Source organism: Ferrovibrio xuzhouensis (assembly GCF_042648965.1).
Lineage (GTDB): Bacteria > Pseudomonadota > Alphaproteobacteria > Ferrovibrionales > Ferrovibrionaceae > Ferrovibrio > Ferrovibrio xuzhouensis.
Window position 1 is genome coordinate 548,460 of sequence record NZ_JBHRYJ010000002.1, and the last position, 24,913, is coordinate 573,372.

Sequence of the window (24,913 nt, forward strand, 5' to 3'; positions counted from 1 at the left end):
AGGGTGGGCCTAGCGGCCGGAAATCCGTGCCGGCAATCCGTCGTTCAGGCGCAAGCCCGGCGTGGCAATCACCGTCTCGCCGGGCTTGATCTCGCCGCCCAGTGCCACGCGGCCGTCAGTGGTACCGTCGAGCAGCACCGTCACCTTGCGGCGCTCGAGCCGGTCACTGGCCAGCACATAGATCACGGTCTCGTCCTTTTCGTGGCGCACGGCATCGGCCGGCACGGCGATGGCGCCGTCAATCTCGGCCAGCACGGCCTCGCCGGTGCCAAACATGCCGCCGCGCAGCACAAGGTCCGGGTTGCGCAGCAGCACGAAGACCGGGATCGAGCGGGTGCCGCTCTGTGCGGTCGGGTTGATGCGGGCGATCCTGGCGTCGAATTCGCGGGTCCCGAAGCCCTCGACGTGCAGGACAACGCGCTGACCGGGCTTCAGTTGCGGCACGTCGCGGGCCGGTACCAGGGCTTCGACCTCCATGGTGTCGAGGTCGGCGATGGTGAACAGCCTGGCATCGACGGCGACACGCTCGCCGGGATTGACAAAGCGGTCGCCGATCAGGCCGCCGATCGGGGCATAGATGGCGGCATCGTTCAGTGCCTTCTTTGCCATGGTGACCTGCTGTTCCATGGCGGCGACATTGGCGCGCGCGGTGCGCCAGGTGTTTTCCGCCTCGTCGAGCGCGGTCTGCGACTTGTAGCCGCTCTTGGCGAGCGTCGCGGCCTTTTCCCGGTTGATCGCAGCGAGGTTGAGGGCCGAGCGGGCACTGTCGAGGTTGCTCTGTTTCTCGCGCAGGCGGGCGCCGAGGTCGGCGGTGTCGAGTTTGGCCAGCAGCTGGCCTTTCTGCACCCGCTCGCCGCGGCGGACCATGACATCCTCTACCGTGGCGGCGACTTCGGCGCGCACCTGGCTCTGGTCGAGCGGCTGCAGCGTGCCGCTGAGCCGCACGGCACGGCGCAGGTCGACGGTCTGCACGGTGACGAGGTCGGCCGGGGCGAATTCCAGGCCCTCGAAGCGCTGCGGCGCGGTGGCGGTGACGGCCGGCCGGCCGCCCGATTCGGCCAGCGCCCGGGCCTCCTGCCGGGATTTCAGCACATACATTCCGCCGGTGGCGAGCAGCGCCAGCCCGGCCGCGGACAGGCCGATCTTGGTGATTCGTTTCATTTTATCCCACCGGTGGACGGTGTAGGCTCCCTGCCTCGGCCGGCGGCAATCCGGCCGACCCGTATATAAATGTACAGGGATTTGCCGTCCATCACCCTTTAGTTACTCTTGGGTAACTTGTGACTCCCGTCACCAATGCGAGCCTGAACCGCTTGTCCATCACTGTCTTTACCGTTGGCCATTCCAGCCATACCGCCGAGTACTTCGCCGGGCTGCTGCAGGGACAGGGGGTGGAATGCCTTGCCGATGTGCGCTCCCAGCCGGCCTCGCGCTTCGCACCGCAGTTCAGCCGGGCGGGGCTGGAAGGCGGACTGGCCGGCGCCGGCATCGCCTATCGCTGGCTGGGGGCTGCACTCGGCGGCCGGCCGCACGATGCGGCGGTCTATCGTGCGGATGGCCGGGTCGATTATGCCGCCCGTGCTCTGCAGCCGGACTTCATCGCCGGGATTTCCGAACTGCTCAAACTTGCAGCAGACCGGCCGACCGTCATCATGTGTGCCGAGCGCGACCCGCTGCAGTGTCATCGCACGCATCTGGTGACACCGGCCCTGCTCGCGCAGGGTGTTGTGGTGCGGCACATCCTCGCCGATGGCAGCTGCATCGATCACGCTGCATTGCAACAGCAGACGAACAGACAGCCCGACCTGTTCGACTGAGCGCTTGACGCACTGTCTGCTGCTACCGCACACTCGCCGTCCGAAAAAGTATACATTGGGAGGACACAATGAATCACCGCACCATCGGTCGTGCGAGCACTGTCGCGGCCGCCATTTTTGCCCTCGCCGCCGGCCTGTCGGCCGGCAACGCTTCGGCCGAAAACTACAAGCTGATGACCGGCCCGCAGGGCGGCACCTGGGTGCCGCTGGGCGGCGCGCTGAAGGCGATGTTCGAGAAGGCTATCCCGGGCAGCAGCATCCAGACCCTGCCGGGCGCCGGCATTGCCAACGTCAAGGGCGTGCAGGAAGGCAAGGCGGATTTCGGTTTCGGCAATTCGATCTCGACGGTCGATGCGGTCAACGGCCGCGCGCCGTTCACCGAGAAGGCCACCAATGTCTGCCAGATCGCCAACCTGTACCCGCAGTATTTCCAGGTTGTCGTTCTGGCCGATTCCGGCATCAACAAGGTCGAGGATCTGAAGGGCAAGTCGATTGCCGTGCAGACCCGCGGCAATACCGCCGAAGCGATCTCGCAGAATATCCTCGAGGCGCATGGCATGTCCTACAAGGACATGGGCAAGGTCAACTTCATGGCCTCGTACAATGATGCCGTGTCGCTGATGAAGGACGGCCATGCCCAGGCCTTCACGCTGGGCACCACCATTCCGGCTGCCGCCGTGATGGATTTGGCCAGCGCGCGCGACATGAAGCTGCTGCCGGTGACCGACAGTGGCCTGGCGGCGATGAAGAAGATCAATGCCGGCTACAACAAGGTGATCGTGCCGGGTGGTACCTATCCGAAGCAGGACAAGGACCTGCCGGTGATCGGCTATTCGACGCATTTCATCGTCTCGTGCAAGCTGCCGGCCGACAAGGTCTATGCCGTGACCAAGATGATGGCGACGCATATCGCCGACATGGCCGCGGTCAACAAGGCGATGACCAAGCTGACGGCCAAGGAGATGGCCGAAGACATCGGGGTGCCGCTGCATCCGGGTGCTGCCAAGTACTACAAGGAAGACGGCGCCATCTGAGGCAGGCTGACGCGGCCGGCGCCGTCTTGCAGGGGGCGGCGCCGGTTTCCTTTATGATCAAGCGTTCCGAGTACACAGAGTAAGAAAGCTGCTGGCCGCGGCCGACGACCGGGGGAGAGACGTCGATGGAGAGTAAGGGCCTGGTTGCGCGCGTGGCTGCACCGATCGGCGCCGCAATGGCGCTGTATCATATGTATGTCATTGCCTTCGGACCGCCGGAGGCGATGATTTTCCGGGCCATCCACCTCAGCTTTGCGGTTGCCCTGATCCTTCTGCTGTTCCCCTTCGCGCAGAAGGACGGGCGGCGGCGCTTCATCTGGCTTGATGCGCTGATCTTCGCGGTGGCGGCGCTGGCGCTCGGCCATGTCTTCCTGCACATCGACTATTTCATCGACCGCATCATCTATATCGACGACCTGAAGCCGTTCGACATGGTGGCCGGTATCGGCCTCGTGCTGGTGGTGCTGGAATGCACCCGCCGGGTGATCGGCTGGGCCTTGCCGATCACCGCGCTGGTCTTCATCGGCTATACGGTGTTCTTCACCGATGTCAGCCTGATGGTGCTGGTCGACCAGCTGTATATGACCACCGAGGGTATCTTCGGCTCGACGCTCGGCGTTTCGGCGGCCTATGTGATGATCTTCGTGCTGTTCGGCGCCTTCATGGAGCGCACCGGCACCGGCTCGCTGTTCATGGATTTTGCCCTGGCACTCACCGGCCGTTCGGCCGGCGGCCCCGGCAAGGTCGCCGTCATCTCGTCGTCGCTGTTCGGTACCGTATCGGGCAGTGCGGTGGCCAACGTGATGGTCACCGGCGCGATCACCATCCCGCTGATGAAACGGACCGGCTTTAAGGCGCCGTTCGCCGCCGGCGTCGAGGCCGTGGCGTCCACCGGCGGCCAGATCATGCCGCCGATCATGGGCGCGGCCGCCTTCGTGATGGCGGAATTCCTCGGCGTCTCTTACGCCACGGTGGCGCTCTGGGCCTTCCTGCCGGCGCTGCTGTTCTACGTCGCCTGCTTCGCCTCGGTGCATTTCGAGGCCAAGCGGCTCGGTCTCAAGGGCATGCCGAAGGAAGAGGTGCCGAATTTCCGGCGCGTGCTGTTCGACCGCGGCCATCTGTTCATCCCGGTCGCGATCATCCTGACCGGCATGTTCATGGGCTATTCGGCGCCGCTCTGCGCGCTGGCCGGCACCTTGGCCTGCTTCCCGGTTGCCATGCTGCGCGCCTCGACGCGGCAGGGCCTGAGCTGGACGCTGATCTGGGACGCGCTGGTCGATGGTTCGCGCAACACGCTGGCGGTGGCATTGGCCTGCGCCTGCGCCGGCCTGGTGATCGGCTCGATCACGCTGACCGGTCTCGGCATCACCTTCACCAACGTGGTGGTCAATCTGGCACATAACAGCCTGGTGCTGGCGCTGGTGCTGACCGCCGCGGCCGGCATCGTGCTCGGCATGGGTATGCCGACCACGCCGGCCTACATCGTGATGGTGTCACTGATGGTGCCCGCCATCATGAAGCTCGGCGTCATCGAGCCGGCGGCGCATATGTTTGCCTTCTATTTCGCCATCCTGTCGGCGATCACGCCGCCGGTGGCGCTGGCGGTCTATGCCGCCGGCTCGTTGGCACGCGCGCCGATCTGGCCATCCGGCTGGGCGGCGGTGCGCATCGGCTTCGCCGGCTTCCTGGTGCCGTTCATGTTCGTCTACGATCCGTCGATCCTGTTCATCGGCGAATGGTACGACATCGCCCATGCCTCGATCACCGCGATCATCGGCATCATCGTCATGGCGGCGGCGCTGGCGGGCTATTTCGCCGGACCGATGCAGATGTGGACGCGGGTGGCGCTGATCGTCGGCGCCCTGTTGATGATCAAGCCGGGTACGGCCAGCGACATCATCGGTGTGGCGATCATTGCGGCGGTTTACGGGATCGGCCGCATGGCGGCCCGCAAGGCGGCAGCAGTGCCGTCGGCCGGCAATCCGAGCTGAAACCGGCCGGCTGAAACCGGATAGGGGTCTGGCCGCGGCTATACAGCCGTCAGGGCCGGACCACCTTGCCCGGGTTGAGGATATTGTCAGGGTCGAAGGCGCGCTTCAGCTTGCGCATCATCTCGATTTCGACCGGCGACTTGTAGTGCACGATCTCGTCGATCTTCATGCGGCCGACGCCATGCTCGGCCGAGATCGAGCCCTGCATGCCATGCGCAATGTCATGCACGATGGCATGCACCTTGTCCCACAGTTCGAGGAATTTCGCCCGTTCCCAGCCGACCGGCTGCGACGCGTTGAAATGCACGTTGCCGTCGCCGATATGGCCGAAGGCGACGATGCGGACGCCGGGCACATGGGCCTCGACGGCTGCTGTCGCCCGGTCGATGAACTCTGCCATCTTCGAGACCGGCACCGAGATGTCGCATTTGATCGAGCCGCCCTCAGGCCGCTGCGAATCCGACAGCAGTTCGCGCAGCTTCCAGAAAGCGGCGCGCTGGCCGTCCGACTGGGCGATGGCAGCATCCAGCACCAGCGCCTTCTCGAAGCCATCGGCCAGCAGGGCCTCCATGGTCTCGCCGATGGCGCCATCGTTGCGGCCCGACGAGAATTCCATCAGCACGTACCACGGATGCGGTTCGGCGACCGGATCGACGGTGCCGGGATTATGCTTCAGCGCGAATTCCAGCGAACGGCGCGAGATCAGCTCGAAGCCGGTGACCTGGCCGCCGGTGGCGGTCTTCGCCATCGACAGCAGCTCGATGGCGGCCGCCGGGTTCGGGACTGCCGTGAAGGCCGTCGCCATGGCGCGCGGCAGTGGGTGCAGTTTGAGTACGGCCGCGGTGATGATCCCGAGCGTGCCCTCGCCGCCGATGAACAGGTCCTTGAGGTCGTAGCCGGTATTGTCCTTGCGCAGGCCCCGCAGGCCGTCCCAGACCTGGCCATCGGCCAGCACGACCTCGAGGCCGAGCGCCAGTTCGCGGGTATTGCCGTAGCGCAGCACCGCATTGCCGCCGGCATTGGTCGACAGGTTGCCCCCGATGGTGCAGCTGCCTTCCGAGCCAATGGAGAGTGGGAACAGCCGGTCGGCCTCGCGGGCGGCCTGCTGCACCTGGGCCAGCACCACGCCGGCCTCGACGGTGATGGTGTCGTTCAGGGCATCGAGGCTGCGGATGCGGTTCATGCGCTGCAGCGACAGGATGATCTCGTCGTTGCCCATGAACGGGATGCTGCCGCCGACCAGCCCGGTGTTGCCGCCCTGCGGCACCAGCTTGGTCTTGGTTTCGCGCGCCATCTTCACGATGGCAGCGACCTCTTCCGTATTCGCCGGCCGCAGCAGCAGCGGCGAGATGCCGGCATAGAGGTCGCGCGGTTCGCGCAGATGCGGCGCTATGATGTCGGGGTCCTGCGACCAGCCCTTCGGGCCGACCAGGGCCTTGAAGCGGTCGAGCAGGGCGGCGGAGAGCGGCGTGGCGACGGGAGTCTGGACAGTCATCTTTTTCAGCGTCCTCTGGCGGCGCGGGCGAGGCGGTCGTTGATGGCGAGGCCGAGGCCGTGACCAGGGATCGGCATGACAGCGATCCCGTCCAGCCCCGGCGCATGATCCAGCGCATGCAGCCCGGCGTAAAGCCTCGCGGCGGCCCCGGCGAGATCGCCGGTGTCGCTCAGCGGCCAGACCGCGGCAAAGCCGGCGGGCGCCGGGCCGAAACTGAGTAACCCTTCACGCCCCTGCGCTGTCGTGGCGTTCAGCCGCACCGGCAGGCGCGGCGCGTAATGCTTGAGCAGCATGCCCGGCGATTCCACTCGGGCATCCTGCGGCAGGCCGAGCGGCTCGCCCAGCACCGCCTCGACCGCTTCCGCCGCGATGCCGCCCGGCCGCAGCAGAGTGGGCGTCACGCCGGTCAGGCCGATCACGGTGGATTCCAGCCCCACCGGGCAGGCGCCGCCGTCAACCACAGCGATCTCCGGCCCGAGGCTGTCACGCACATGCTGCGCCGTGGTGGGCGAGACCTGGCCCGAGCGGTTGGCGGACGGCGCCGCCACCGGACGGCCGACCAGCTTCAGCAGCTCGCGGGCCAGCGGATGGGCCGGCATGCGGATGGCCAGCGACGGCAACCCGGCCGAGACCGCCGGCGCCACCGGGCAGCCGGGCGCGCGCGGCAGCACCAGGGTCAGGGCCCCGGGCCAGAAGGCGGCCGCCAGTTTCCGCGCACGGTCGTCCATCACCACCAGGCCGTCGAGCTGGGCCGGATCGTGGATATGGCTGATCAGCGGGTTGAAATCCGGCCGGCCCTTGGCGGCGAAGATCTTCGCCACGGCGGCCGGATCGGTGGCGTCGGCGCCCAGCCCGTAGACCGTCTCGGTCGGGAAGGCGACCACCTCGCCGGCCTGCAGCCGCCGGGCAGCCTCTGAAATCGTTACGTCAACCATGACGGCCTGTCTTAACGCCTCGCTCTTGGCCTTGCTAGCCATCCCGGGCCATATTATGCCAGCGCCGACCGAACAAAAGACCGGTGCAGGGAGACCGAGATGGAATATGCCGCCCCCGTCAAGGACATGCGTTTCACGCTGGAGCAGATCGCCGGCCTCGCCGAGCTGGCCGGCCTGCCGGGCCTTGGCAATGCCGATCCGGAGATCGTGGCGGCCGTGCTCGAGGAAGCGTCGAAATTCGCCGCCGGCGAACTGTCGCCGCTGAACCGCGGCGGCGACCAGCATGGTGCCAGGGTCGACAACGGCGTGGTGCGCACGGCGCCGGGTTTCGCCGCCGCCTACAAGAAATTCGTCGAGGGTGGCTGGAACGGCATGCCGTTTCCGGAAGAGCTTGGCGGTGGTGCCATGCCCTGGGCGGTGACCATGGCGGCGCAGGAAATGGTGCAGGCGGCCAACCTGTCCTTTTCGCTCTGCCCGCTGCTGACCCAGGGCGCCATCGACGCCATCATCGCGCACGGCACCGACGCCCAGAAGGCGCTCTACCTGCCGAAGATGGTGTCGGGCGAATGGACCGGCTCGATGAACCTGACCGAGCCGCAGGCAGGCTCTGATGTCGGCGCGCTGAAATCGAAGGCGGTGCCCGTCGGCGACGGCACCTACAAGATTACCGGCAGCAAGATCTTCATCACCTATGGCGAACACGACATGGCGGACAATATCGTCCACCTCGTGCTGGCCCGCCTGCCGGATGCGCCGGCCGGCACCAAGGGCATTTCGCTGTTCATCGTGCCGAAGTTCATCCCCGACGAAAACGGCAACCCGGGCAAGCGCAACGACCTGCGCGTCGTCTCGCTGGAACACAAGCTCGGCATCCATGCCAGCCCGACCTGCGTGATGAGTTACGGCGACAACGGCGACTGCATCGGCTGGCTGCTCGGCACCGAGAACCAGGGCATGCGCTGCATGTTCACCATGATGAACAACGCGCGGCTCTCGGTCGGCTGCCAGGGCCTGGCGATCGCCGAACGCGCCTTCCAGCAGGCACTGGATTATGCGAGCCAGCGTAAGCAGGGTCGGCATCCCGGCATGGCGGCCGACGAGCATGTGGCGATCATCGAGCATCCGGACGTGCGCCGCACCCTGATGCTGATGCGCAGCCTGACCGAGGCCTGCCGCGGCCTCATTTACCTCAATGCCGCCGCCATCGATCGCGCCCATCATCATCCGGACGAAGCCGAGCGCCAGCGCTGGAAAGCGATGGTCGAGCTGTTCACTCCGCTGTCGAAGGCCTGGGCCACTGATATCGGCTGCGAGGTCGCCTCCATGGGCGTGCAGATCCATGGCGGCATGGGTTTCATCGAGGAGACCGGCGCAGCGCAGCATTACCGCGATGCCCGCATCCTGCCGATCTACGAGGGCACCAACGGCATCCAGGCGATCGATCTGGTCACCCGCAAGCTGCCACTGAACGGCGGCGAGACGGTCAAGGCGCTGTTCGGCGACATCGCGGCCACGGTGGCCGAGTTGGCCAAGGCCGGCGAGGGCTTCGGCGCCACCCGGCAGCATCTCGAGGCGGCCCTGACATCGCTGACCGGCGCGTCGCAGTGGATGGGTGGCCAGCTGGCCAAAAACCCCGAGGCCGCGCTGGCCGGCGCGACGCCGTTCCTGCGCGCCTTCGCCAGCACGGTGGGCGGCTGGCTGCTGGCGCGCCAGGCGCTGGCGGCGAAAGCCGAGATCGCTGGCGGCAGCACCGATCCGTATTTCACCGCCAAGATCGTCTCGGCGCGCGTCTTTGCCGAACAGGTGCTGTCGGCGGTGGACGGCTTGTGCCGCTCGGCCACCGAAGGCAGTGCCGGGCTGGCCGATGTGACGCCTGACCTGCTGCGGGCGTAAGCCCGCGCATTCCGGGGTCTGCGAATTTCAGGCGCTTTGACGTAGCGTCAGGGATAGGCGCGGGTGCAGGCGCGCGCTATCTGGCGCTTCAGTTCAGCCCGCACGTGGTTGCCTGCGACCGGCGCGGGGGCCACAATGTCGCCAGCAGCCCCGCAGGCAAATAAAGATAAAGGGACCGTCCATCGTGTCCGAAGCTCAGGAAAATGCCCCCGCCGCCCCCGGCATCGACGGCACACCGACTGCCGACAATCCGGCCAGCCTGACCTATCCGTTCGAGGGCCGGCCCGGTGACGCCGAGGTGATGGAGATGCGGCCCGGCGTGCTGTGGCTGCGCATGCCGGTACCGATCCCCGGCCTCGACTACATCAATCTGTGGCTGATCGCCGATGGCGCGGGCTGGACCCTGGTCGATACCGGCTTTCGCTCTTCGAAACTGCAGGCGATCTGGGAACAGGTCTTCGAGCGGCATCTCGATGGCAAACCGATCACCCGCATCATCTGCACGCATTTCCATCCCGATCATCTCGGTCTCGCCGGCTGGCTGCAGGAGCGTTGGAATGCGCCGCTGTGGATGACCCATGGTGAATGGACCTTCGGTCGCATGCTGGAACTCGAAGCCGCGCCCGAGGTGCCGTCCGAGGTGATCGCCTTCTATCATGCCATCGGCTTCGACGCGGGCCAGATCGAGACCCTGAAGACCCGCGGTTTCGGCAATTTCCGCAAGGCGGTATCGCCGATCCCGCGCGCCTTCCATCGCATCACCGAGGGCCGTGCCATCCGCATCGGCGAGCATGACTGGCAGGTGATCGTCGGCCGCGGCCATTCGCCGGAGCATGCCTGCCTGTATGCGCCGGCGCTCAACCTGCTGATCTCCGGCGATCAGGTGCTGCCGCGCATCTCGCCGCATATCGGTGTCTATCCCGGCGAACCCGAGGCCGGGCCGCTGACCCAGTATCTTGACAGCTTCGCCAAGTTCGCCGATCTGCCGGCCGACCTGCTGGTTCTGCCGGCCCACGGCGATCCCTTTGTCGGCCTGCACATCCGCATCGACATGCTGCGCCGCCACCATCAGGTGCGGCTCGAAGCGTTGATGAACGCGCTGCACCGGCCGCATACGGTGCCCGAGACGCTGCCTTTGCTGTTCCGCCGCGATGTCTCGGAGCATATGACACTGGCGGCTGGCGAGGCGCTGGCGCATCTGCACCACCTGATGCACGAGGGCACGGTGACGCGGGGGCAGAATCAGGCCGGCGTCTGGGAGTTCCAGCGCAGCGACAGGCCCGTGCGGGATGCCGCGCAATAGCCGGACAAACCGGCGGGGGAGGAAATCATGACAAGCCTGAAGGGCAAGACGCTGTTCATTACCGGGGCCAGCCGCGGCATCGGCCTCGCCATCGCGCTGCGCGCCGCGCAGGACGGCGCCAATATCGCGGTGGCGGCCAAGACCGCCGAGCCGCATCCGAAGCTGGCCGGCACCATCTACTCAGCGGCCGAGGCGATCGAGAAAGCCGGTGGCCGGGCGCTGCCCATCGTGGTCGACGTGCGCGACGAGGTCGTCGTCGAGGCCGCGATGCAGAAGACGGCCGAAACCTTCGGCGGCATCGACATCCTGATCAACAACGCTTCAGCCATTTCGCTGACCGGCACGCTCGAGACGCCGATGAAGCGCTATGACCTGATGCACCAGGTCAATACCCGCGGCACCTATCTGGCCAGCCAGAAATGCCTGCCGTATCTGCTGAAGGCGGCCAATCCGCACATCCTGAACCTGTCGCCGCCGCTGAACATGGAGGCGCGCTGGTTCGGTCCGCATGTCGCCTACACCATGGCCAAGTTCGGCATGTCGATGTGCGTGCTCGGCATGGCCGAGGAATTCCGCGGCAAGGTGGCGGTCAACGCGCTATGGCCGCGCACCGCCATCGACACCGATGCGATGAACGTGATCACCGGGCCGGATTTCCGCCGCCGCTGCCGCAAGCCGGAGATCATGGCCGATGCAGCGCATGTCGTGCTGACCCGGCCGGCGAAGACCTGCAGCGGAAATTTCTTCATCGACGACGAGGTGCTGGCGGAAGCCGGCATTACCGATCTTGCGCGCTACCGCCACGCGGGCGTTGCAGAGAAGGATCTGGTGCCGGATTTCTTCGTCTGAGGCCTGCTCTGTGAGCATTCTGTGAGATTCCCGCGATGAGTCGCGCTGCGGCCTATTGTCGCCGCATATGGGGGCCATCTGTCTTTGCAGAGCCGGGCGCACGGCGCGTCGGCCATGCCGGAAACAGATGGAGGAGATCATGCAGAGTCTCACGCGAAGCGGACAGGCCGGGACCATTGCTGCGGCTGCGGCGCTGGTCGCGGCTTCCCTGGCTCTTGGTGCCTGCGGTGAATCGAAAGGCGACCGTGCGCTATCGGGTGGCGCCATCGGCGCCGGCGCCGGTGCGGTCGGCGGCGCAATGATGGGTGCGCCGGTCACCGGCGCGGTGATCGGCGGCGCGGCCGGTGCGGCTACCGGTGCGATGACCGACAAGGACCAGATCGACCTCGGCAAGCCGGCCTGGAAATAGTCGGTCACAGGCAGGTCACAGGCGCCGCAATCTTGTCACGGCACCGAAAAGCCCGGCGAACAGCCGGACTTTTTTTGTTTTTTACCGCGGGAATCATAGAGATACGGGGTTTTTGCGTGTCCTTTGCACATCGCGGTTGCCGCAATCGCCCCACGAACAGGCCCCATTTCGGACGCAATGCGCCGCACAATCAGGGCCGTGGCGGGCCGGTGTCATCGGTCCGTTGCCAGGCGGCGGGCGGTGCCTGGCCCTGTTACGGGCGGCGGCGCCGCCGCCAAGTTTTCGGCAAGACCAAAACGGTCGCGACCTTCATTCGTCCTTTGCTTTTCAAATCATCCGCAAGGAGTCCGTCATGAACAAGTTCCTGCAAAGCCTCGCCGTCGTTGCCATCCTCGGCGGTTCGGTGGCCGCCTGCTCGTCGACCCCGAAGAATGAATCGACCGGCGAATATATCGATTCGGCCACCATCACCACCAAGGTGAAGGCGCAGCTGATCAAGGATCCGGTCACCAAAGCCAGCCAGATCAGTGTCGAGACCTTCAAGGACACCGTGCAGCTGAGCGGCTTCGTCGATACCGCGGCCGCCAAGACGCGTGCCGAGGAGATCGCCCGCGCCACCAACGGTGTGCGTGCGGTCAAGAACGACCTGGTCGTGAAGTAAGGGGAGGTTGACGTCATGCACAGAGCAATCCTCAAGCTCGACCGGGCGATCCTCAATTCGGTTGCCATTAACCGCCTGCTCGGCGTGGCCGCTTTCGTCGGCGGCCTCGCCCTGCTGGTGATGCAGTAGGCGGCCTTGGATGTCGGCCAACCGCATCATCGGCCTTGCCGTCTTTGTCGCCGGTCTGGTGCTGCTGGGCTTTGCCTGGCACGCCGCCGATGCACCGCTCGAGCAGGCTTCGGAAACCCTGACCGGCAGCTACACCGACCAGACCATGTGGTACTGGGTGCTCGGTGCGGCGGCGGCCATCGGCGGCGGGGCGCTGGCCCTGTTTGGCCGGCGCGCCTGATCCGGACCCATTCCGGTACACGGGCCCGGTGCGCGGGCCCAGTATGTGACCCTGGCCCGCGCACCGGATTTCACCGAAGCGATACTTTTCCTCTTTTCCAGGAGTCCATCATGCTCGGCACGATATTGCTCATCATCCTGATCCTGCTGCTGCTCGGCGCGGTGCCGGCCTGGCCATACAGTCGGGGCTGGGGCTATTACCCCAGCGGCGGCCTTGGCCTGGTGCTGGTCATCGTCATTGTGCTGTTACTGATGGGACGTATCTGACGCCCATCCCTTCCTTCTCGCCATTGCCAGCCTGCCGGTCCGGTCGTGAATAATGGCCGGGCCGGTATTGTAATGGTGTCTCGGCATACCCATATAACGTGTATTGACAGAACGCCTGTTGTGCGCGCCCTCCCGATCCGGCGCACATGATCCCCGCCGCCGTATCCGGCCGGCTTCCTGTTCTAGATACCAGCTTTCTTTACATCATAGCTTGTGCAACGCGGCATGCGATGTCGCAACGCGCCTGCACGGCATGCGGAATCGGTCAATCCGGAACCGGAGGCCATCATGACGACGATTACGATGCATAATTACCTGCTTGCCGCCACCGCGGCAGTCCTGCTGCTCGGCAGTGTTTCACTCGGAGCCTGCGGCGACACCAAAGGCGACCGGGCGATTTCCGGCGGCGCCATCGGCGCCGGTGCCGGCGCGGTCGGCGGTCTGCTCGTGGGCTCTCCCGTCACCGGCGCGGTGATCGGCGGTGCTGCCGGTGCGGCGGCCGGCGCGCTGACCGACAAGGACCAGATCGACCTCGGCAAGCCAGCCTGGCGGTGACCGTGTCCGCACCGGACGCGGTCGCCATCAACAAAATCAAAAGGAACTTACGATGACGAAAATGACACATCTGGCCCGCAGCTTCGCGCTGGTGGCTTTGCTGGGTGGCGCCGTCGCCGCCTGCACCTCGACCGCAAAGCAGGAATCGACCGGCGAGTATATCGACTCGTCAGCCATCACCACAAAGGTGAAGGCCGGGCTGGTCAATGATCCGGTGACCAAGGCCGGCCAGATCAGCGTCGAAACCTTCAAGGATACCGTGCAGCTGAGCGGCTTCGTCGACACCCAGCTGTCCAAGGCCCGTGCCGAGCAGATCGCCCGCGATGTGCAGGGCGTGCGGGCTGTGCGGAATGATCTGGTCGTGAAGTAGGGCCGCAGTTCCCGGGCAGCCTCAGCTTCGCTCCCAGCTTCCGGAGGATTCCATGAGCATCGGCACCATTCTTCTGATTATCCTGATTGTGCTGCTGGTTGGCGCCGTGCCGACCTGGCCGCACAGCAGTGGTTGGGGCTATTTCCCCAGCGGCGGCCTTGGCATATTGCTGATCGTCGTCATTGTTCTGCTGCTGACAGGGCGTATCTGAGTTTACCGCAGCGGCGGAAACACGAACGGCGGGCCATGGCCCGCCGTTTTGCGTTGCTGCCGCCGATGCGGCGTGGCAGCTCAGCCGCCATTGGCCTTTTGGGCAATCGCCTCATGGTGGCGAATCACCTCACGGACGATGAAGGCGAGGAATTTCTCGGCGAAATCGGGGTCCAGCTTGGCGGTCTCGGCCAGCCGGCGCAGGCGGGCGATCTGAGCCGCCTCGCGCGAAGGATCGGCCGGCGGCAGGCTGTGAGCGGCCTTGAGGTGGCCGACCTGCTGGGTGCATTTGAACCGCTCGGCCAGAAGGTGGATCAGCGCGGCATCGATGTTGTCGATGCTGTCGCGCAGCCGCAGCAGCTCCGGCAGGACAGATGTCGGATCGGTCTGCTTGGCGTCGGTCATCGCTGATGGTCCTTCCTGCGGGATGGCGGGCGGGCCTCATCATGCGGGTCACAGACCGGGGGTCAAGCGTCGGAACTACAGGGGGGAATGGCAAAAAACACCCCCGCCTTATGGCGGGGGCGGTGGGCATGGCCGGCCCGCAGGGTAGGATTGGGGCGGACCGGCCGGTCCCGGGAAGGCTCAGAATTTGTAGCCGAGGCCGACGCCGACCACCCAGGGGTCGAGATCGGTATCGGCGCGGATTACCGTGCCGTTGCTGGTGGTGACGGTGACGTCGGTATTCAGCAGTATCTTCTTCACGTCGGCGTTGAAGTACCAGCGGTCGGTCAACCGGTAATCGAAGCCAGCCTGGAAGGCGACGCCCCAGGCATTGTCGTAATCGACCTTGCGCAGGCCTGCGGCGACGTCCTCGTTATAGAACACCGCATAGGTGACGCCAGCGCCGAGATAGGGACTGAAGTCGGATTTCGGCAGGAAGTGGTACTGCAGGGTCAGGGTCGGCGGCAGCAGCCAGACATTGCCGAGCCCGGTATCGCCGCCGGTACCGTTCTTCACGCTCATGTTGTGCTTGGTGGTCGCGGCAATCAGCTCGGCAGCGATATGGTCGGTGAAGAAGTAGCTGAAATCCAGTTCGCCAGTCCAGGCGTTGCTGGCGTCGACATCGCCGCCAATCACCGTGACGCTGGAGCTTTCGTCGGGCAGCAGGCCGATCACGCGGCCGCGCACCATGATGTCACCGGCCGACTTGCCAGCGGATTGCGGCTCGGCCTGCGCGGCGGCGTCGCCGGCTGCCATGCCGAGCGCCAACAGGGCTGCGCCCGCCAGTGCTGCCAGACGGGCGGCGGGAGGAAAATTGCTCAGGACCATTGTTATCGACTCCGTATCGGTCTTATGGCGCCGATGCGCGGCACCGCACTCTGCGTCCGGGGAGGGCGCAACCGGTGGCGAGAATGTCACGATGTGAAAGAATGGCCTTGAGGCAGATCAAACAACCCGCCCGGCGCAGGGCGGCAGCCGTCAGCTGGTCAGCATGTCGATGCGATAGCGCTCGATGTCCGCTTCGTCATCCTGCTCGACGGCCAGGATGGTGACGTCGTCACGGGCCCCCAGTGCCGGCAGCCAGGCCAGCAGGTAGGCATGGGCCTGGCGGGCGATGGCCGGCCCGTCGAAGGCGATGCCGATCGAGACCATCCGGCAGTCGAGGCAGTAGCCGGCCTTCATGTAATCCTGCGGCGCCGCCAGGTCGTTGAACAGGATGGCGGCATTATGGCCCTTGGCGGCCTCGAGGATCTGCGCCGTGGTCATGTCCTGGCCATCGGTGCGGAAGGGGCGGTTGGCGGTCTGGAAATAGGCCCAGGCCAGCATCAGCGCCGCCGTGGTCTTGCCGCCGCCGGCCGGGCCCGAGACATAGACGAACTGTGGCACACTGAGGCGCTGGCGCAGGATCTCGAGCTGGGTATTGGTGAAGCCGAAATCAGGGAGAGACTGGAAGATTCGTTTTGGCATCTGCGGGTTAGCAAGGACGGGCTTGTCCTGTGTCATACCGCAGACACATGGAACTTAAAATTGTTTTCGCAGGGTATAATCAGAAAATAATACGTGTATCCGGAAGGGGCGGATTCCCGCCCGTCCTGCCTGCAATACTGCCCGGATTCCGTCAGATCAGGCGGCCTCGCGGCGCAGACCGAGCCGCTGCCAGACATCCAGCAGGGCGCGGGTCAGCGCCTGCATCATGGCATCGGTGTGGAACGGCGAGGGTGTGATGCGCAGGCGCTCGGTGCCGCGCGGCACGGTGGGGAAATTGATCGGCTGGATATAGATGCCGTGATCGGCGAGCAGCATGTCCGACGCGGCCTTGCACAGGCCGGCATCACCGACCATCACCGGCACGATATGGCTCTGGTTGACCAGAACCGGCAGCCCGGCGTTCAGCAGCATCCGGCGCAGGGTGGCGGCGCGTTCCTGATGGCGGGTGCGCTCGGCCTGGCTGCTGCGCAGGTGGCGCACGCTGGCGGTTGCCGCCGCCGCGATGGCCGGCGGCATGGCCGTGGAAAAGATGAAGGCCGGCGCATAGGAGCGCACGGCGTCGACCATGATCTTCGGGCCGGCGATATAGCCGCCGACCACGCCGAAGGCCTTGCCCAGCGTGCCCTGGATAATATGAAGCCGGTGCATGGCCTGGTCACGATCGGCAATGCCGCCGCCATGGTCGCCATACAGGCCGACCGCATGCACCTCGTCGAGATAGGTCATGGCGCCGTATTTGTCGGCAAGGTCGCAGATGGCATGGATCGGCGCGATGTCGCCATCCATCGAGTAGACGCTTTCGAAGGCGACCAGCTTCGGCCGGCCGGCCGGCTGCGCCTGCAGCAGCTCTTCCAGATGGGCGACGTCGTTGTGGCGGAAGATTTTCTTCTCGCAGCCCGCCTGGCGGATGCCCTCGATCATCGAATTGTGGTTGTCGGCATCCGACAGGATGATGCAGTCGGGCAGCAGGCGGGCCAGTGTCGCCAGCGAGGTCTGGTTGGCGATATAGCCCGACATGAAGACCAGCGCGGCTTCCTTGCCGTGCAGGGCGGCCAGCTCGGCCTCGAGTTCGACCACCGCATGGCTGTTGCCCGAGATATTGCGGGTGCCGCCGGCGCCGGCGCCGAACTGGTCCGCCGCCTGCTTCAGGGCCGCCAGCACGGCCGGATGCTGGCCCATGCCGAGATAGTCATTCGAACACCAGATGGTGATTTTTTCGGGCCCGATGCCGCTGAAATTATCGGCGACCGGAAAACTGCCGCAGTTGCGGGCCAGCTCGGTGAATACCCGGTAGCGCCGCTCGGCGTGCAATGTGTCGACCGCCTGGCCGAAAAGGGCTTCGTAATCCATGGGGCTCTGACTGTCTGTTTCGGCCGGCGCCCTCCGGAGAGCGGAACGGCGGAAAATTTCGCTAGTGCCCATATATTAGCCTCCGCAGCGGCGCCGTGGCTAGGGGGCGGGGGGCGTCCCGGGCGCGGCGCGCGGTCGCAGGATGGCTGCCTGATCCTGGTAACACATTGACCAGGATCAATTATCATATGTCATGCCGGCCGGCGCATCTGGAACCTGGTTTCCGGGGTTGCCTCGAAGTAGTCGGCCAGATAGCCGCCCCGCAGGATCGGCCGCGCCGCCGCGGTGTCAAACAGGCCGTCCCTGAGGAAGACGCGGGCGATATGCACGCCGACCACCTGGCCCAGCACCATCCAGGCATCCAGCGGCCGGCCCTCAAGGTCGTGCTGGTGGATCACCTGCAGCACCTTGCATTCCAGCGCGGTCGGGCTTTCCGCCACCCGCGGCGGGCGCACCTGCCGGCAGGGCGCCGGAGTCAGGCCGGACAGGGTGAATTCATCCACCTCGTGCGGCACCGTGGCCGATGTGGCGTTCATCATTTCGGCCAGCGGCCGGGTCGCCATGCTGGCGACGAATTCGCCGGTCGCCTCGATATTGGCTAGGCTATCCTTCCGTCCGGTGCTGCCAAAGGCAATGATCGGCGGCTTGTCATGGAAGGCATTGAAGTAGCTGTAAGGCGCAAGATTGACGCGGCCCTCCCGGTCGCAGGAGGATATCCAGCCGACCGGCCGCGGCGCCACGATGGCCTTGAAAGGGTCGTGCTTCAGGCCGTGGCCGGCGGCCGGGTCGTAGTAATGGATGGCGTCTTCAGTATATGTCGGGCTGGTCATGCTGCGTCTCCGGGGTTCCGGAGGAACCAGACGATGCCGGCGCCGTTCTGTAAAGAGGGCCGTCCGGAGAAATGCCTGTCTTGTGAAATGCCATGCCCTATGACCTGAGCCGTCTGCAGCTGCTGATCGTCGAGGCCGACGATGCGATGCAGGCCACCTGGCGCAAGCTGCTGGCCGGCTTCGGCATCCAGTCGGCCGCGATGGTGCGCGGCAGCCGCGAGGCCTGGACGATACTGGGCGATACCGCGGCGGCGAAACCCGACCTGCTGGCCTGCCGCTGGGAACTGCCGGCAGGCGACAGTGGTCTCGATCTGGTCGCCCGGCTGCGGCAGGACCCGGATTCGCCGGCGCCGTTTCTGCCGGCCATCATCGTCACCGGCAGCATCACCCGCGAGCGGGTCAACCGCGCGCTGGCCGCCGGTGTGCACGAGATTCTGGTGCTGCCGCTGTCGGCGAAGGCACTGGAGACACGGCTGCGCGAGGTGATCGAGAAACCGCGCAAATTCGTCCGCGCGCCGGGGTATTTTGGTCCCGACCGGCGCCGGCAGGTCCGGCCCGATTATGCCGGTCCGTTCCGTCGCAAGACGGACCGCCAATAACGGCCGTCGTAAGACCGACCGCGGCAAATAAAGGATCAGGTCAGGCTTCTCAGGCCAGGCTTTTCTGGGCAGCGCCGCGCAGGGCGGCGAGGATTTCGCGGCCGATCTCGCCGGCATCGCCCTGGACCCGGTTGTCGACCACGGTGTGCAGGGCCTCGATATGGGCGGCGATCACGCCGTCGTCACAGCGGGCCTTCTTGATGCAATCCTGGATATAGCGGCAGAGCAGGGCGCCTATTTCGGTCACGAGCTGGTAACCGAAGGTGCTGCCCTGGCCCTTGATGTCATGGGCGACATCGTAAACGGCGGTCAGCTTGTCCGGGTCGGTGCTGCCTGTGGCAGCCGTGGCGACGGTTTCGAGGCGCACGAGGTCTTCATTGACCCAGCCGATATACTGGTCGGCCAGATCGGCGACGGCCGCCTGGGCATTGGCAAGGGTTGCTGCGATCGCCGCATTATCATTGTCGCGGCTGCTGGAATCACTCATATCTGCGCCCATTTTTGCTTATCGAATCGGCGGTTACGCCGATTGCGGTCGGGTCCGAGGCAGCAGCCATCAAACAGGCCGGCCCAGCCCTTGTCCAGATTACCAAACGATAACCTCGGCAACCCTTTGGTGGCAGGCGCTGCCCGGCCGCCCTATTCGGCTGCCGAGCGGCCGGCGTCGACGTCGGGCCGGGTTTCCAGTTCGCTGAGCCGCCGGGCGATGAAGCCGGCCGGCCGGGTATAGGGCGCCAGCAGCTTGTAGAGCACCGGCACGACGAACAGGCTGAGCAGGGTGGCGAACGACATGCCGCCGACGATCACCCAGCCGAGCGCCGAGCGCGATTCGGCGCCGGCACCCGACGCGAAGGCGAGTGGCCAGGCGCCGAAGATGGTGGCGATGGTGGTCATCAGAATCGGGCGCAGCCGGATCGTCGCCGCTTCGGTCACCGCCTCGACGACTTCGCGGCCCTCGTCGCGCAGCTGGTTGGCGAATTCGACGATCAGGATGGCGTTCTTGGCGATCAGGCCGATCAGCATGATGATGCCGATCTGGCTGTAGATATTCAGCGTGGTGCCGGTCAGCAGCAGCGCGCCGAGTGCCCCGGTCACCGCCAGCGGCACCGAGAAGATGATGATGGTGGGATGGATCCAGCTCTCGAACTGCGCCGCCAGCACCAGGAAAACGATGATCAGCGCCAGTGCGAAGGTCAGGTAGATCGCAGCAGACGTATCCTTGAATTCACGGCTCTGGCCGGCATAGGTGATACGCGCCTCGGGCGGCAGCACCTCGGCCGCCACCCCGTCCAGATAGGTCAGCGCCTGGTCGAGCGTATAGCCCGGCGCCATCGAGGCCGAGACGGTGACCGAGCGCAGGCGGTCGGTGCGGTTCAGCTCGCGGGCGCTGGCGCCCTCGTCGAGCCGCACCAGGCTGGCCAGTGGGATCAACCGGTCGCCGGCCGAGCGCAGGTAGATGTTGTTGAGATCGTTCGGCGTGACGCGCTGTACCTGCGGTGCCTGGACCAGCACCTTGTACTGCTTGCCCTCGCGCTGGAACTGGGTCACCTCGCGCGAGCCCAGCATGGTTTCCAGCGTGCGGCCGATGGTCTCGACCGGGATGCCGAGATCGGCGGCGCGGTTGCGGTCGATTTCGACGCGGATTTCCGGCCGGGTCGGCTTGTAGCTCTTGTCGACGCCGAGCAGGTTCGGATTCAGCAGCGCGCGTTCGACGATGCGGTCGGACCAGGCGTCAAGCAATTCGTAGGTCGGGCCGCCGAGCACGAACTGCACCGGCGCCTGGCTGCCGGTCTGGCCGAGGCTGGGCGGGTTGATCGCGATGGCACGCACCCCGGTGACCGCCAGCAGCTTGGGGAAGATCTGCTTGACGATCTCCTGCTGCTTCACGTCGCGCAGGTCCCAGTCTTTCAGGCGCACCACGATGAAGGCGGAATTGACCGGCGAGGGCCGCCCGCCCCAGGCCGGCGCCACGAAGGACTGCACCACGGTGGCATGCCCCTGCGCGACGATCGGCTGCAGGGCGTTCTCGATGGCGATCACGTTGTTGCGGGTATAGTCGTAGCTGGAGCCCTCTGGCCCGGTCACCGAGACGAAGAAGACGCCGCGATCCTCAATAGGGGCGAATTCGCGCGGAATCGCCGTGAACATCAGCCAGGCCGCCAGCGAGACGACCCCGCCGAGCCCCAGCACCACCAGCGGATTGCGCAGGGCATGGCGCAGCAGCCAGCCGTAGCCGTTGCCGAGCGCGACGAAGAACCGTTCGGTGACGCGGTAGAAGCGGCCCTCGTCCTTGGCCGGATGCAGCAGCTTCGAGCACATCATCGGCGTTAGGGTCAGCGCGACGAAGCCGGAGAACAGCACCGAGGCCGCCACCGAGATGCCGAATTCGCGGAACAGCCGGCCGGTGTTGCCTTCCATCAGCGAGATCGGCACGAACACCGCGATCAGCACCACGGTGGTGGCGATTACCGCGAAACCGATCTGCCGCGCGCCGCGCAGCGCCGCCAGCAGCGGCGGCTCGCCCAGTTCGATGCGGCGATGGATGTTCTCCAGCACCACGATGGCATCGTCGACGACGAGGCCGATCGCCAGCACCAGCGCCAGCAGGGTCAGCACGTTTATCGAATAACCCAGCGCGCCGATGACGATGAACGAGCCGATCACCGAGACCGGGATGGCGACCGCCGGGATCAGCGTGGCACGCCACGAGCGCAGGAACAGGAAGATCACGCCGATCACCAGCGCCAGCGCCACCATCAGGGCATGGAATACCTCCTGGATCGACTGGGCGATGAATTTCGACTGGTCGTAGCTGACCTCCATGGTCACGCCGGCCGGCAGGCTCGCCCGCAGCCGTTCGACAGCGGCATTGACGCCCTGCGAGATTTCCATGGCATTGGCCTTGGACTGGCGGATGATGCCGAGCCCGACCGCGGTGACGCCGTTGACGCGCTGTTCGGTGCGGTCGTCCTCGGCCGCCAGTTCGACCTGGGCGACTTCGCCGAGCCGGACGAAATAGCCGTTCTTCTCGGCCAGCACGATGTTGCGGAACTGCGCCGGGGTGCGCAGGCCGGATTCGGTGCGCACGGTGAATTCGCGCATGCTGCTCTCGACGCGGCCGGACGGCAGCTCGACATTCTGCCGGCGGATTGCGCCCTCGATATCCTGCACGGTGACATTGCGGGCGGCCATCGCCATGCGGTCGAGGTAGACGCGCATGGCATAGCGCCGCGCGCCATACAGGTTCACCGAGGCGACGCCGTCGACGATGGACAACTGGTCGACCAGGTAGCGATCGGCATAATCGGTCAGTTCCAGCAGCGACAGGCGGTCGCTGAACATGGCGATATAGACGATCGGCCGGGCATCCGCCTCGGTCTTGGCGATGGTAGGCGGGTCGGCCTCTTCCGGCAGCTTGGACAGCACCCGGCTGACCTTGTCGCGCACGTCGTTGGCGGCGGAATCGATGTTGCGGGTCAGGTTGAACTCGATGCTGACGGCGCTCGATTCCTCGCGGCTGGCCGAGGTGATCACCCGGATGCCCTCGATGCCGGCAACGGCATCCTCGATCACCTGGGTGATCTTGCTCTCGATGATCTCGGCCGAGGCGCCGCGATAGATGGTGTTGACGCTGACCACCGGCGGATCGATGTCGGGGTATTCGCGCACCGCCATGCTGCGCAGTGCGAACAGCCCGAAGATGATCAGCACCAGCGAGATGACGGTGGCGAAGACGGGGCGTTTGATCGAGACATCGGACAGCATCATGGCCGCGTCCTCCCGTCAGCTTTCCCTGACCGCCGGCCCCGGACGGCCGGAGACCGGGGAACTCGCCTGCCGCACCGGCATGCCGTCGCGCAGTTGCTGCAGTCCCGTCACCGCCACCGCCTCGTCGCCGGTCAGGCCGGCGGTGATCTGGGCGAAGCCGGGCAGTCGCTGGCCGACCTGCACGCGGGTGCGGGTGGCGCGGCCGTCGCGGATCACATAGACGAACTGTTCGCCGCCCATCGCCAGCAGCGATTCCTCGGGCACCACGACGGCATTGCGGATGGTGCCGACGGTCAGCGAGACGGTCATGAACATGCCGGGCTTGAGCACATCGTCGCCGTTCGGGATGCGGGCACGCACGCGCACCGCGCGGGTGGTCTGGTCGATACGGCTGTCGATGGTCGACAGGGTGCCGGTGAATTTGCGGTCGCGCAGGGCATCGGCCTGGGCGGCAACGGTATTGCCGATGGTAACGCCGCCGAGCACCGTTTCCGGCACGTCGAATTCCAGCTTGATCAGCGAGGTATCGTCCAGCGTGGTGATGGCGTCGCCCGGCCGCACCAGGGCGCCGAGGCTGACCTTGCGCAGGCCAAGCTTGCCGTCGAAAGGCGCGCGGATCACGCTGTCGGAAAACCGCGCGCGTTCGGCGCTGAGCCGGGCCTCGGCGGCCTCGAAGGCCTTGGCCAGCTCGTCGACCCGTGCCTGGGCGACATTGCGGCTGGCGACCAGAGCCAGCGCCCGGTCATAGGCCAGCTTGGCGGCGTCGCGGCTGGCGCGCAGCTCGTTGATCTTGGCGTTGCTTTCGGCGGCTTCCAGCTCGACGATGATGGCGCCGGCCTTGACCTGCTGGCCTTCCTGGAAATTGATCCGCTCGATGATGCCATTGGCCTTGGCGGTAATGGTCACCGCCTCGTTCGACTGCGCGGTGCCGACCGCCTCGATGGTGCGGGCGACATCCATGCGCCGCACCGCCGCAGTCTTGACCGGCAGGGCCGGCGGTCCGCCGGCTCCGGGCTTGCCGGCGGTCGCCGGTTTGCCGCCGCCGATCAGCGGCAGATGGTCGCGATTGACATAGGCCGCAGCAACCCCTGCGGCGAGCACAGCCACAACAATGACCTGACTCCAGCGCTTCATGATTTTTCTGTCGCCGTCCCGTTACGCCGCCGCACGCAGCTTCAGTTCCCCTGCAGACCGGAAGATTGCCTTGCCCGTCCGTACCATGATCTATTGTATACGGCCGTTTTGGCGCGGTCCTGCGGATTCATCCGTACCCGGGAGGAAAAAAGCTTCATGGCAACGGCCCTGTTTTCCCATTCCGCCTGTTTCGCCCATGATACGGGCGAGGGGCATCCGGAATGCGCCGACCGCCTGCGGGCGGTGCTGGCAGGGCTGGAAGCCGAGGAATTCCTGTATCTTGACCGGCGCGAGGCGCCCCGGGCGACGCCGGAGCAGATCGGCCGGGTGCATCCCGGCGACTATGTCGATCGCATCATGCGGGCAATCCCCCAGGCGGGCCTGCGCTATGTCGACGGCGATACCGTGGTCTCGCCGGGTTCGGGCGAGGCTGCCCTGCGCGCCGCCGGTGCCGTCTGTGCCGCCATCGACGCCGTGATGCAGGGCGAGGCGCGCAATGCCTTCTGCGCCGTCCGCCCGCCCGGCCATCATGCCGAGCCGGCCCAGGCCATGGGCTTCTGCCTGTTCAACAACATCGCCATCGGCGCCTGGCATGCCCGCGACCGCTGGGGCCTGAAGCGCATCGCCGTAATCGATTTCGACGTCCATCACGGCAATGGCACCCAGGCCGCCTTCGAGGCCGATGCCGATTTCTTCTACGCCTCGACCCACCAATATCCGCTTTATCCCGGCACCGGCGCGGCGCACGAGAAGGGGGTGGCCGATAATATCGTCAACCTGCCGCTGCGGCCGTTTGCCGGTTCGAAGGAGTTCCGCCAGGCGATGGAGACCGTGCTGCTGCCCAAACTGGAGGGCTTCGCGCCGGAGCTGCTGCTGATCTCGGCCGGCTTCGACGCCCATATGAGCGACCCGCTGGCGCAGTTGCAGTTCAGCGATGCCGATTACCAGTGGGCGACCGAACAGCTGATGCAGGTGGCGGCGAAGACGGCCCGGGGCCGGGTCGTCTCGGCGCTGGAGGGCGGCTATGACCTGCAGGCGCTGGCCCGGGCCGCGGCCGCCCATGTCCGGGCGCTGATGGTCGGCTGAAAATCCCGGTTTCCGGCCCCTGGCGGGCCTGCCGGATTGGCCCGCGATTGCACGGGGGCGCCCGCTTCTGTACAACT

At 65.9% G+C, this 24,913-nt stretch carries 26 protein-coding genes; 15 read left to right on the forward strand and 11 right to left on the reverse strand.

The window, feature by feature from the left end; all coding sequences use genetic code 11:
• Positions 1-9 precede the first annotated feature (9 nt).
• A complete protein-coding gene (locus ACFOOQ_RS12730) occupies positions 10-1,161 on the reverse strand; it encodes an efflux RND transporter periplasmic adaptor subunit (RefSeq protein WP_379726987.1) in 1,152 nt (383 codons plus the stop codon).
• A gap of 152 nt (positions 1,162-1,313) precedes the next feature.
• Between ACFOOQ_RS12730 and ACFOOQ_RS12735 the strand changes: the two genes are divergently transcribed.
• The 3 genes from ACFOOQ_RS12735 (at position 1,314) to ACFOOQ_RS12745 (ending at position 4,842) form a co-directional block, all read left to right on the forward strand.
• Complete coding sequence (locus tag ACFOOQ_RS12735) at positions 1,314-1,817, forward strand: DUF488 domain-containing protein (protein WP_379726990.1); 504 nt, start codon at positions 1,314-1,316, stop codon at positions 1,815-1,817.
• Between the two features lie 68 nt (positions 1,818-1,885).
• A complete protein-coding gene (locus ACFOOQ_RS12740; protein WP_379726993.1) occupies positions 1,886-2,851 on the forward strand; it encodes a TAXI family TRAP transporter solute-binding subunit in 966 nt (321 codons plus the stop codon).
• A 125-nt stretch (positions 2,852-2,976) separates the two neighbouring features.
• Positions 2,977-4,842, forward strand: a complete 1,866-nt coding sequence (locus ACFOOQ_RS12745) for a TRAP transporter permease (RefSeq protein ID WP_379726996.1) — start codon at positions 2,977-2,979, stop codon at positions 4,840-4,842.
• A gap of 49 nt (positions 4,843-4,891) precedes the next feature.
• Here ACFOOQ_RS12745 and ACFOOQ_RS12750 read toward each other — a convergent pair whose 3' ends face one another.
• Both ACFOOQ_RS12750 and ACFOOQ_RS12755 read right to left on the reverse strand, forming a co-directional pair.
• Positions 4,892-6,337 carry an FAD-binding oxidoreductase gene (locus ACFOOQ_RS12750; RefSeq protein WP_379726999.1) on the reverse strand — a complete coding sequence of 482 codons (1,446 nt, stop codon included), beginning with the start codon at positions 6,335-6,337 and terminating at the stop codon, positions 4,892-4,894.
• Between the two features lie 5 nt (positions 6,338-6,342).
• Complete coding sequence (locus tag ACFOOQ_RS12755) at positions 6,343-7,272, reverse strand: L-threonylcarbamoyladenylate synthase (protein ID WP_379727001.1); 930 nt, start codon at positions 7,270-7,272, stop codon at positions 6,343-6,345.
• Positions 7,273-7,371: 99 nt separating this feature from the next.
• Here ACFOOQ_RS12755 and ACFOOQ_RS12760 point away from each other — a divergent pair, with 99 nt between their 5' ends.
• The 10 genes from ACFOOQ_RS12760 (at position 7,372) to ACFOOQ_RS12805 (ending at position 14,138) form a co-directional block, all read left to right on the forward strand.
• Complete coding sequence (locus tag ACFOOQ_RS12760) at positions 7,372-9,165, forward strand: acyl-CoA dehydrogenase (RefSeq protein ID WP_379727004.1); 1,794 nt, start codon at positions 7,372-7,374, stop codon at positions 9,163-9,165.
• A 184-nt stretch (positions 9,166-9,349) separates the two neighbouring features.
• A complete protein-coding gene (locus ACFOOQ_RS12765) occupies positions 9,350-10,468 on the forward strand; it encodes an MBL fold metallo-hydrolase (protein ID WP_379727007.1) in 1,119 nt (372 codons plus the stop codon).
• A gap of 27 nt (positions 10,469-10,495) precedes the next feature.
• The gene (locus ACFOOQ_RS12770) at positions 10,496-11,317 is read left to right on the forward strand and encodes an SDR family oxidoreductase (RefSeq protein WP_379727010.1); all 822 of its coding nucleotides are present in this window, start codon (positions 10,496-10,498) and stop codon (positions 11,315-11,317) included.
• A 139-nt stretch (positions 11,318-11,456) separates the two neighbouring features.
• Positions 11,457-11,726 carry a YMGG-like glycine zipper-containing protein gene (locus ACFOOQ_RS12775; RefSeq protein WP_379727013.1) on the forward strand — a complete coding sequence of 90 codons (270 nt, stop codon included), beginning with the start codon at positions 11,457-11,459 and terminating at the stop codon, positions 11,724-11,726.
• A 352-nt stretch (positions 11,727-12,078) separates the two neighbouring features.
• Entirely contained in the window at positions 12,079-12,387 is a 309-nt protein-coding gene (locus ACFOOQ_RS12780; protein WP_379727016.1) for a BON domain-containing protein, read from the forward strand.
• A gap of 139 nt (positions 12,388-12,526) precedes the next feature.
• Complete coding sequence (locus ACFOOQ_RS12785) at positions 12,527-12,736, forward strand: DUF3185 family protein (RefSeq protein ID WP_379727019.1); 210 nt, start codon at positions 12,527-12,529, stop codon at positions 12,734-12,736.
• 110 nt (positions 12,737-12,846) lie between these two features.
• Positions 12,847-13,002, forward strand: a complete 156-nt coding sequence (locus ACFOOQ_RS12790) for a DUF3309 family protein (protein ID WP_379727022.1) — start codon at positions 12,847-12,849, stop codon at positions 13,000-13,002.
• 288 nt (positions 13,003-13,290) lie between these two features.
• On the forward strand, positions 13,291-13,557 hold the full coding sequence (locus tag ACFOOQ_RS12795) for a YMGG-like glycine zipper-containing protein (RefSeq protein WP_379727025.1): 267 nt from the start codon (positions 13,291-13,293) through the stop codon (positions 13,555-13,557).
• Positions 13,558-13,609: 52 nt separating this feature from the next.
• Positions 13,610-13,927, forward strand: coding sequence for a BON domain-containing protein (locus tag ACFOOQ_RS12800; RefSeq protein WP_379727027.1), 318 nt, complete (start codon positions 13,610-13,612; stop codon positions 13,925-13,927).
• Between the two features lie 52 nt (positions 13,928-13,979).
• Complete coding sequence (locus ACFOOQ_RS12805) at positions 13,980-14,138, forward strand: DUF3309 family protein (RefSeq protein WP_379727031.1); 159 nt, start codon at positions 13,980-13,982, stop codon at positions 14,136-14,138.
• 80 nt (positions 14,139-14,218) lie between these two features.
• Here the strand turns inward: ACFOOQ_RS12805 and ACFOOQ_RS12810 are convergent, their stop codons facing one another.
• From ACFOOQ_RS12810 to ACFOOQ_RS12830, 5 genes are all read right to left on the reverse strand, one after another.
• Positions 14,219-14,542, reverse strand: coding sequence for a chorismate mutase (locus ACFOOQ_RS12810; RefSeq protein WP_379727034.1), 324 nt, complete (start codon positions 14,540-14,542; stop codon positions 14,219-14,221).
• Positions 14,543-14,722: 180 nt separating this feature from the next.
• Positions 14,723-15,409, reverse strand: coding sequence for an OmpW/AlkL family protein (locus ACFOOQ_RS12815; protein ID WP_379727037.1), 687 nt, complete (start codon positions 15,407-15,409; stop codon positions 14,723-14,725).
• A gap of 150 nt (positions 15,410-15,559) precedes the next feature.
• Positions 15,560-16,048, reverse strand: coding sequence for an ATP-binding protein (locus tag ACFOOQ_RS12820; RefSeq protein ID WP_379727040.1), 489 nt, complete (start codon positions 16,046-16,048; stop codon positions 15,560-15,562).
• Positions 16,049-16,204: 156 nt separating this feature from the next.
• Positions 16,205-17,419, reverse strand: a complete 1,215-nt coding sequence (gene hemA, locus ACFOOQ_RS12825; protein WP_379727043.1) for a 5-aminolevulinate synthase — start codon at positions 17,417-17,419, stop codon at positions 16,205-16,207.
• 191 nt (positions 17,420-17,610) lie between these two features.
• A complete protein-coding gene (locus ACFOOQ_RS12830) occupies positions 17,611-18,249 on the reverse strand; it encodes a flavin reductase family protein (RefSeq protein ID WP_379727046.1) in 639 nt (212 codons plus the stop codon).
• A gap of 92 nt (positions 18,250-18,341) precedes the next feature.
• On the opposite strand from ACFOOQ_RS12830, the gene ACFOOQ_RS12835 reads away from it, so the two are divergent.
• Complete coding sequence (locus tag ACFOOQ_RS12835) at positions 18,342-18,848, forward strand: response regulator (RefSeq protein ID WP_379727049.1); 507 nt, start codon at positions 18,342-18,344, stop codon at positions 18,846-18,848.
• A gap of 49 nt (positions 18,849-18,897) precedes the next feature.
• Here ACFOOQ_RS12835 and ACFOOQ_RS12840 read toward each other — a convergent pair whose 3' ends face one another.
• The 3 genes from ACFOOQ_RS12840 to ACFOOQ_RS12850 form a co-directional block, all read right to left on the reverse strand.
• Positions 18,898-19,335 (reverse strand): Hpt domain-containing protein, encoded by a 438-nt coding sequence (locus ACFOOQ_RS12840; RefSeq protein WP_379727052.1) that lies wholly within the window; start codon positions 19,333-19,335, stop codon positions 18,898-18,900.
• A gap of 152 nt (positions 19,336-19,487) precedes the next feature.
• Positions 19,488-22,616 carry an efflux RND transporter permease subunit gene (locus tag ACFOOQ_RS12845; protein WP_379727055.1) on the reverse strand — a complete coding sequence of 1,043 codons (3,129 nt, stop codon included), beginning with the start codon at positions 22,614-22,616 and terminating at the stop codon, positions 19,488-19,490.
• A gap of 15 nt (positions 22,617-22,631) precedes the next feature.
• Positions 22,632-23,750, reverse strand: a complete 1,119-nt coding sequence (locus tag ACFOOQ_RS12850) for an efflux RND transporter periplasmic adaptor subunit (RefSeq protein WP_379727058.1) — start codon at positions 23,748-23,750, stop codon at positions 22,632-22,634.
• A 156-nt stretch (positions 23,751-23,906) separates the two neighbouring features.
• On the opposite strand from ACFOOQ_RS12850, the gene ACFOOQ_RS12855 reads away from it, so the two are divergent.
• Positions 23,907-24,836: a histone deacetylase family protein gene (locus tag ACFOOQ_RS12855; protein WP_379727061.1), complete on the forward strand. Its 930-nt coding sequence runs from the start codon at positions 23,907-23,909 to the stop codon at positions 24,834-24,836.
• Positions 24,837-24,913 lie beyond the last annotated feature (77 nt).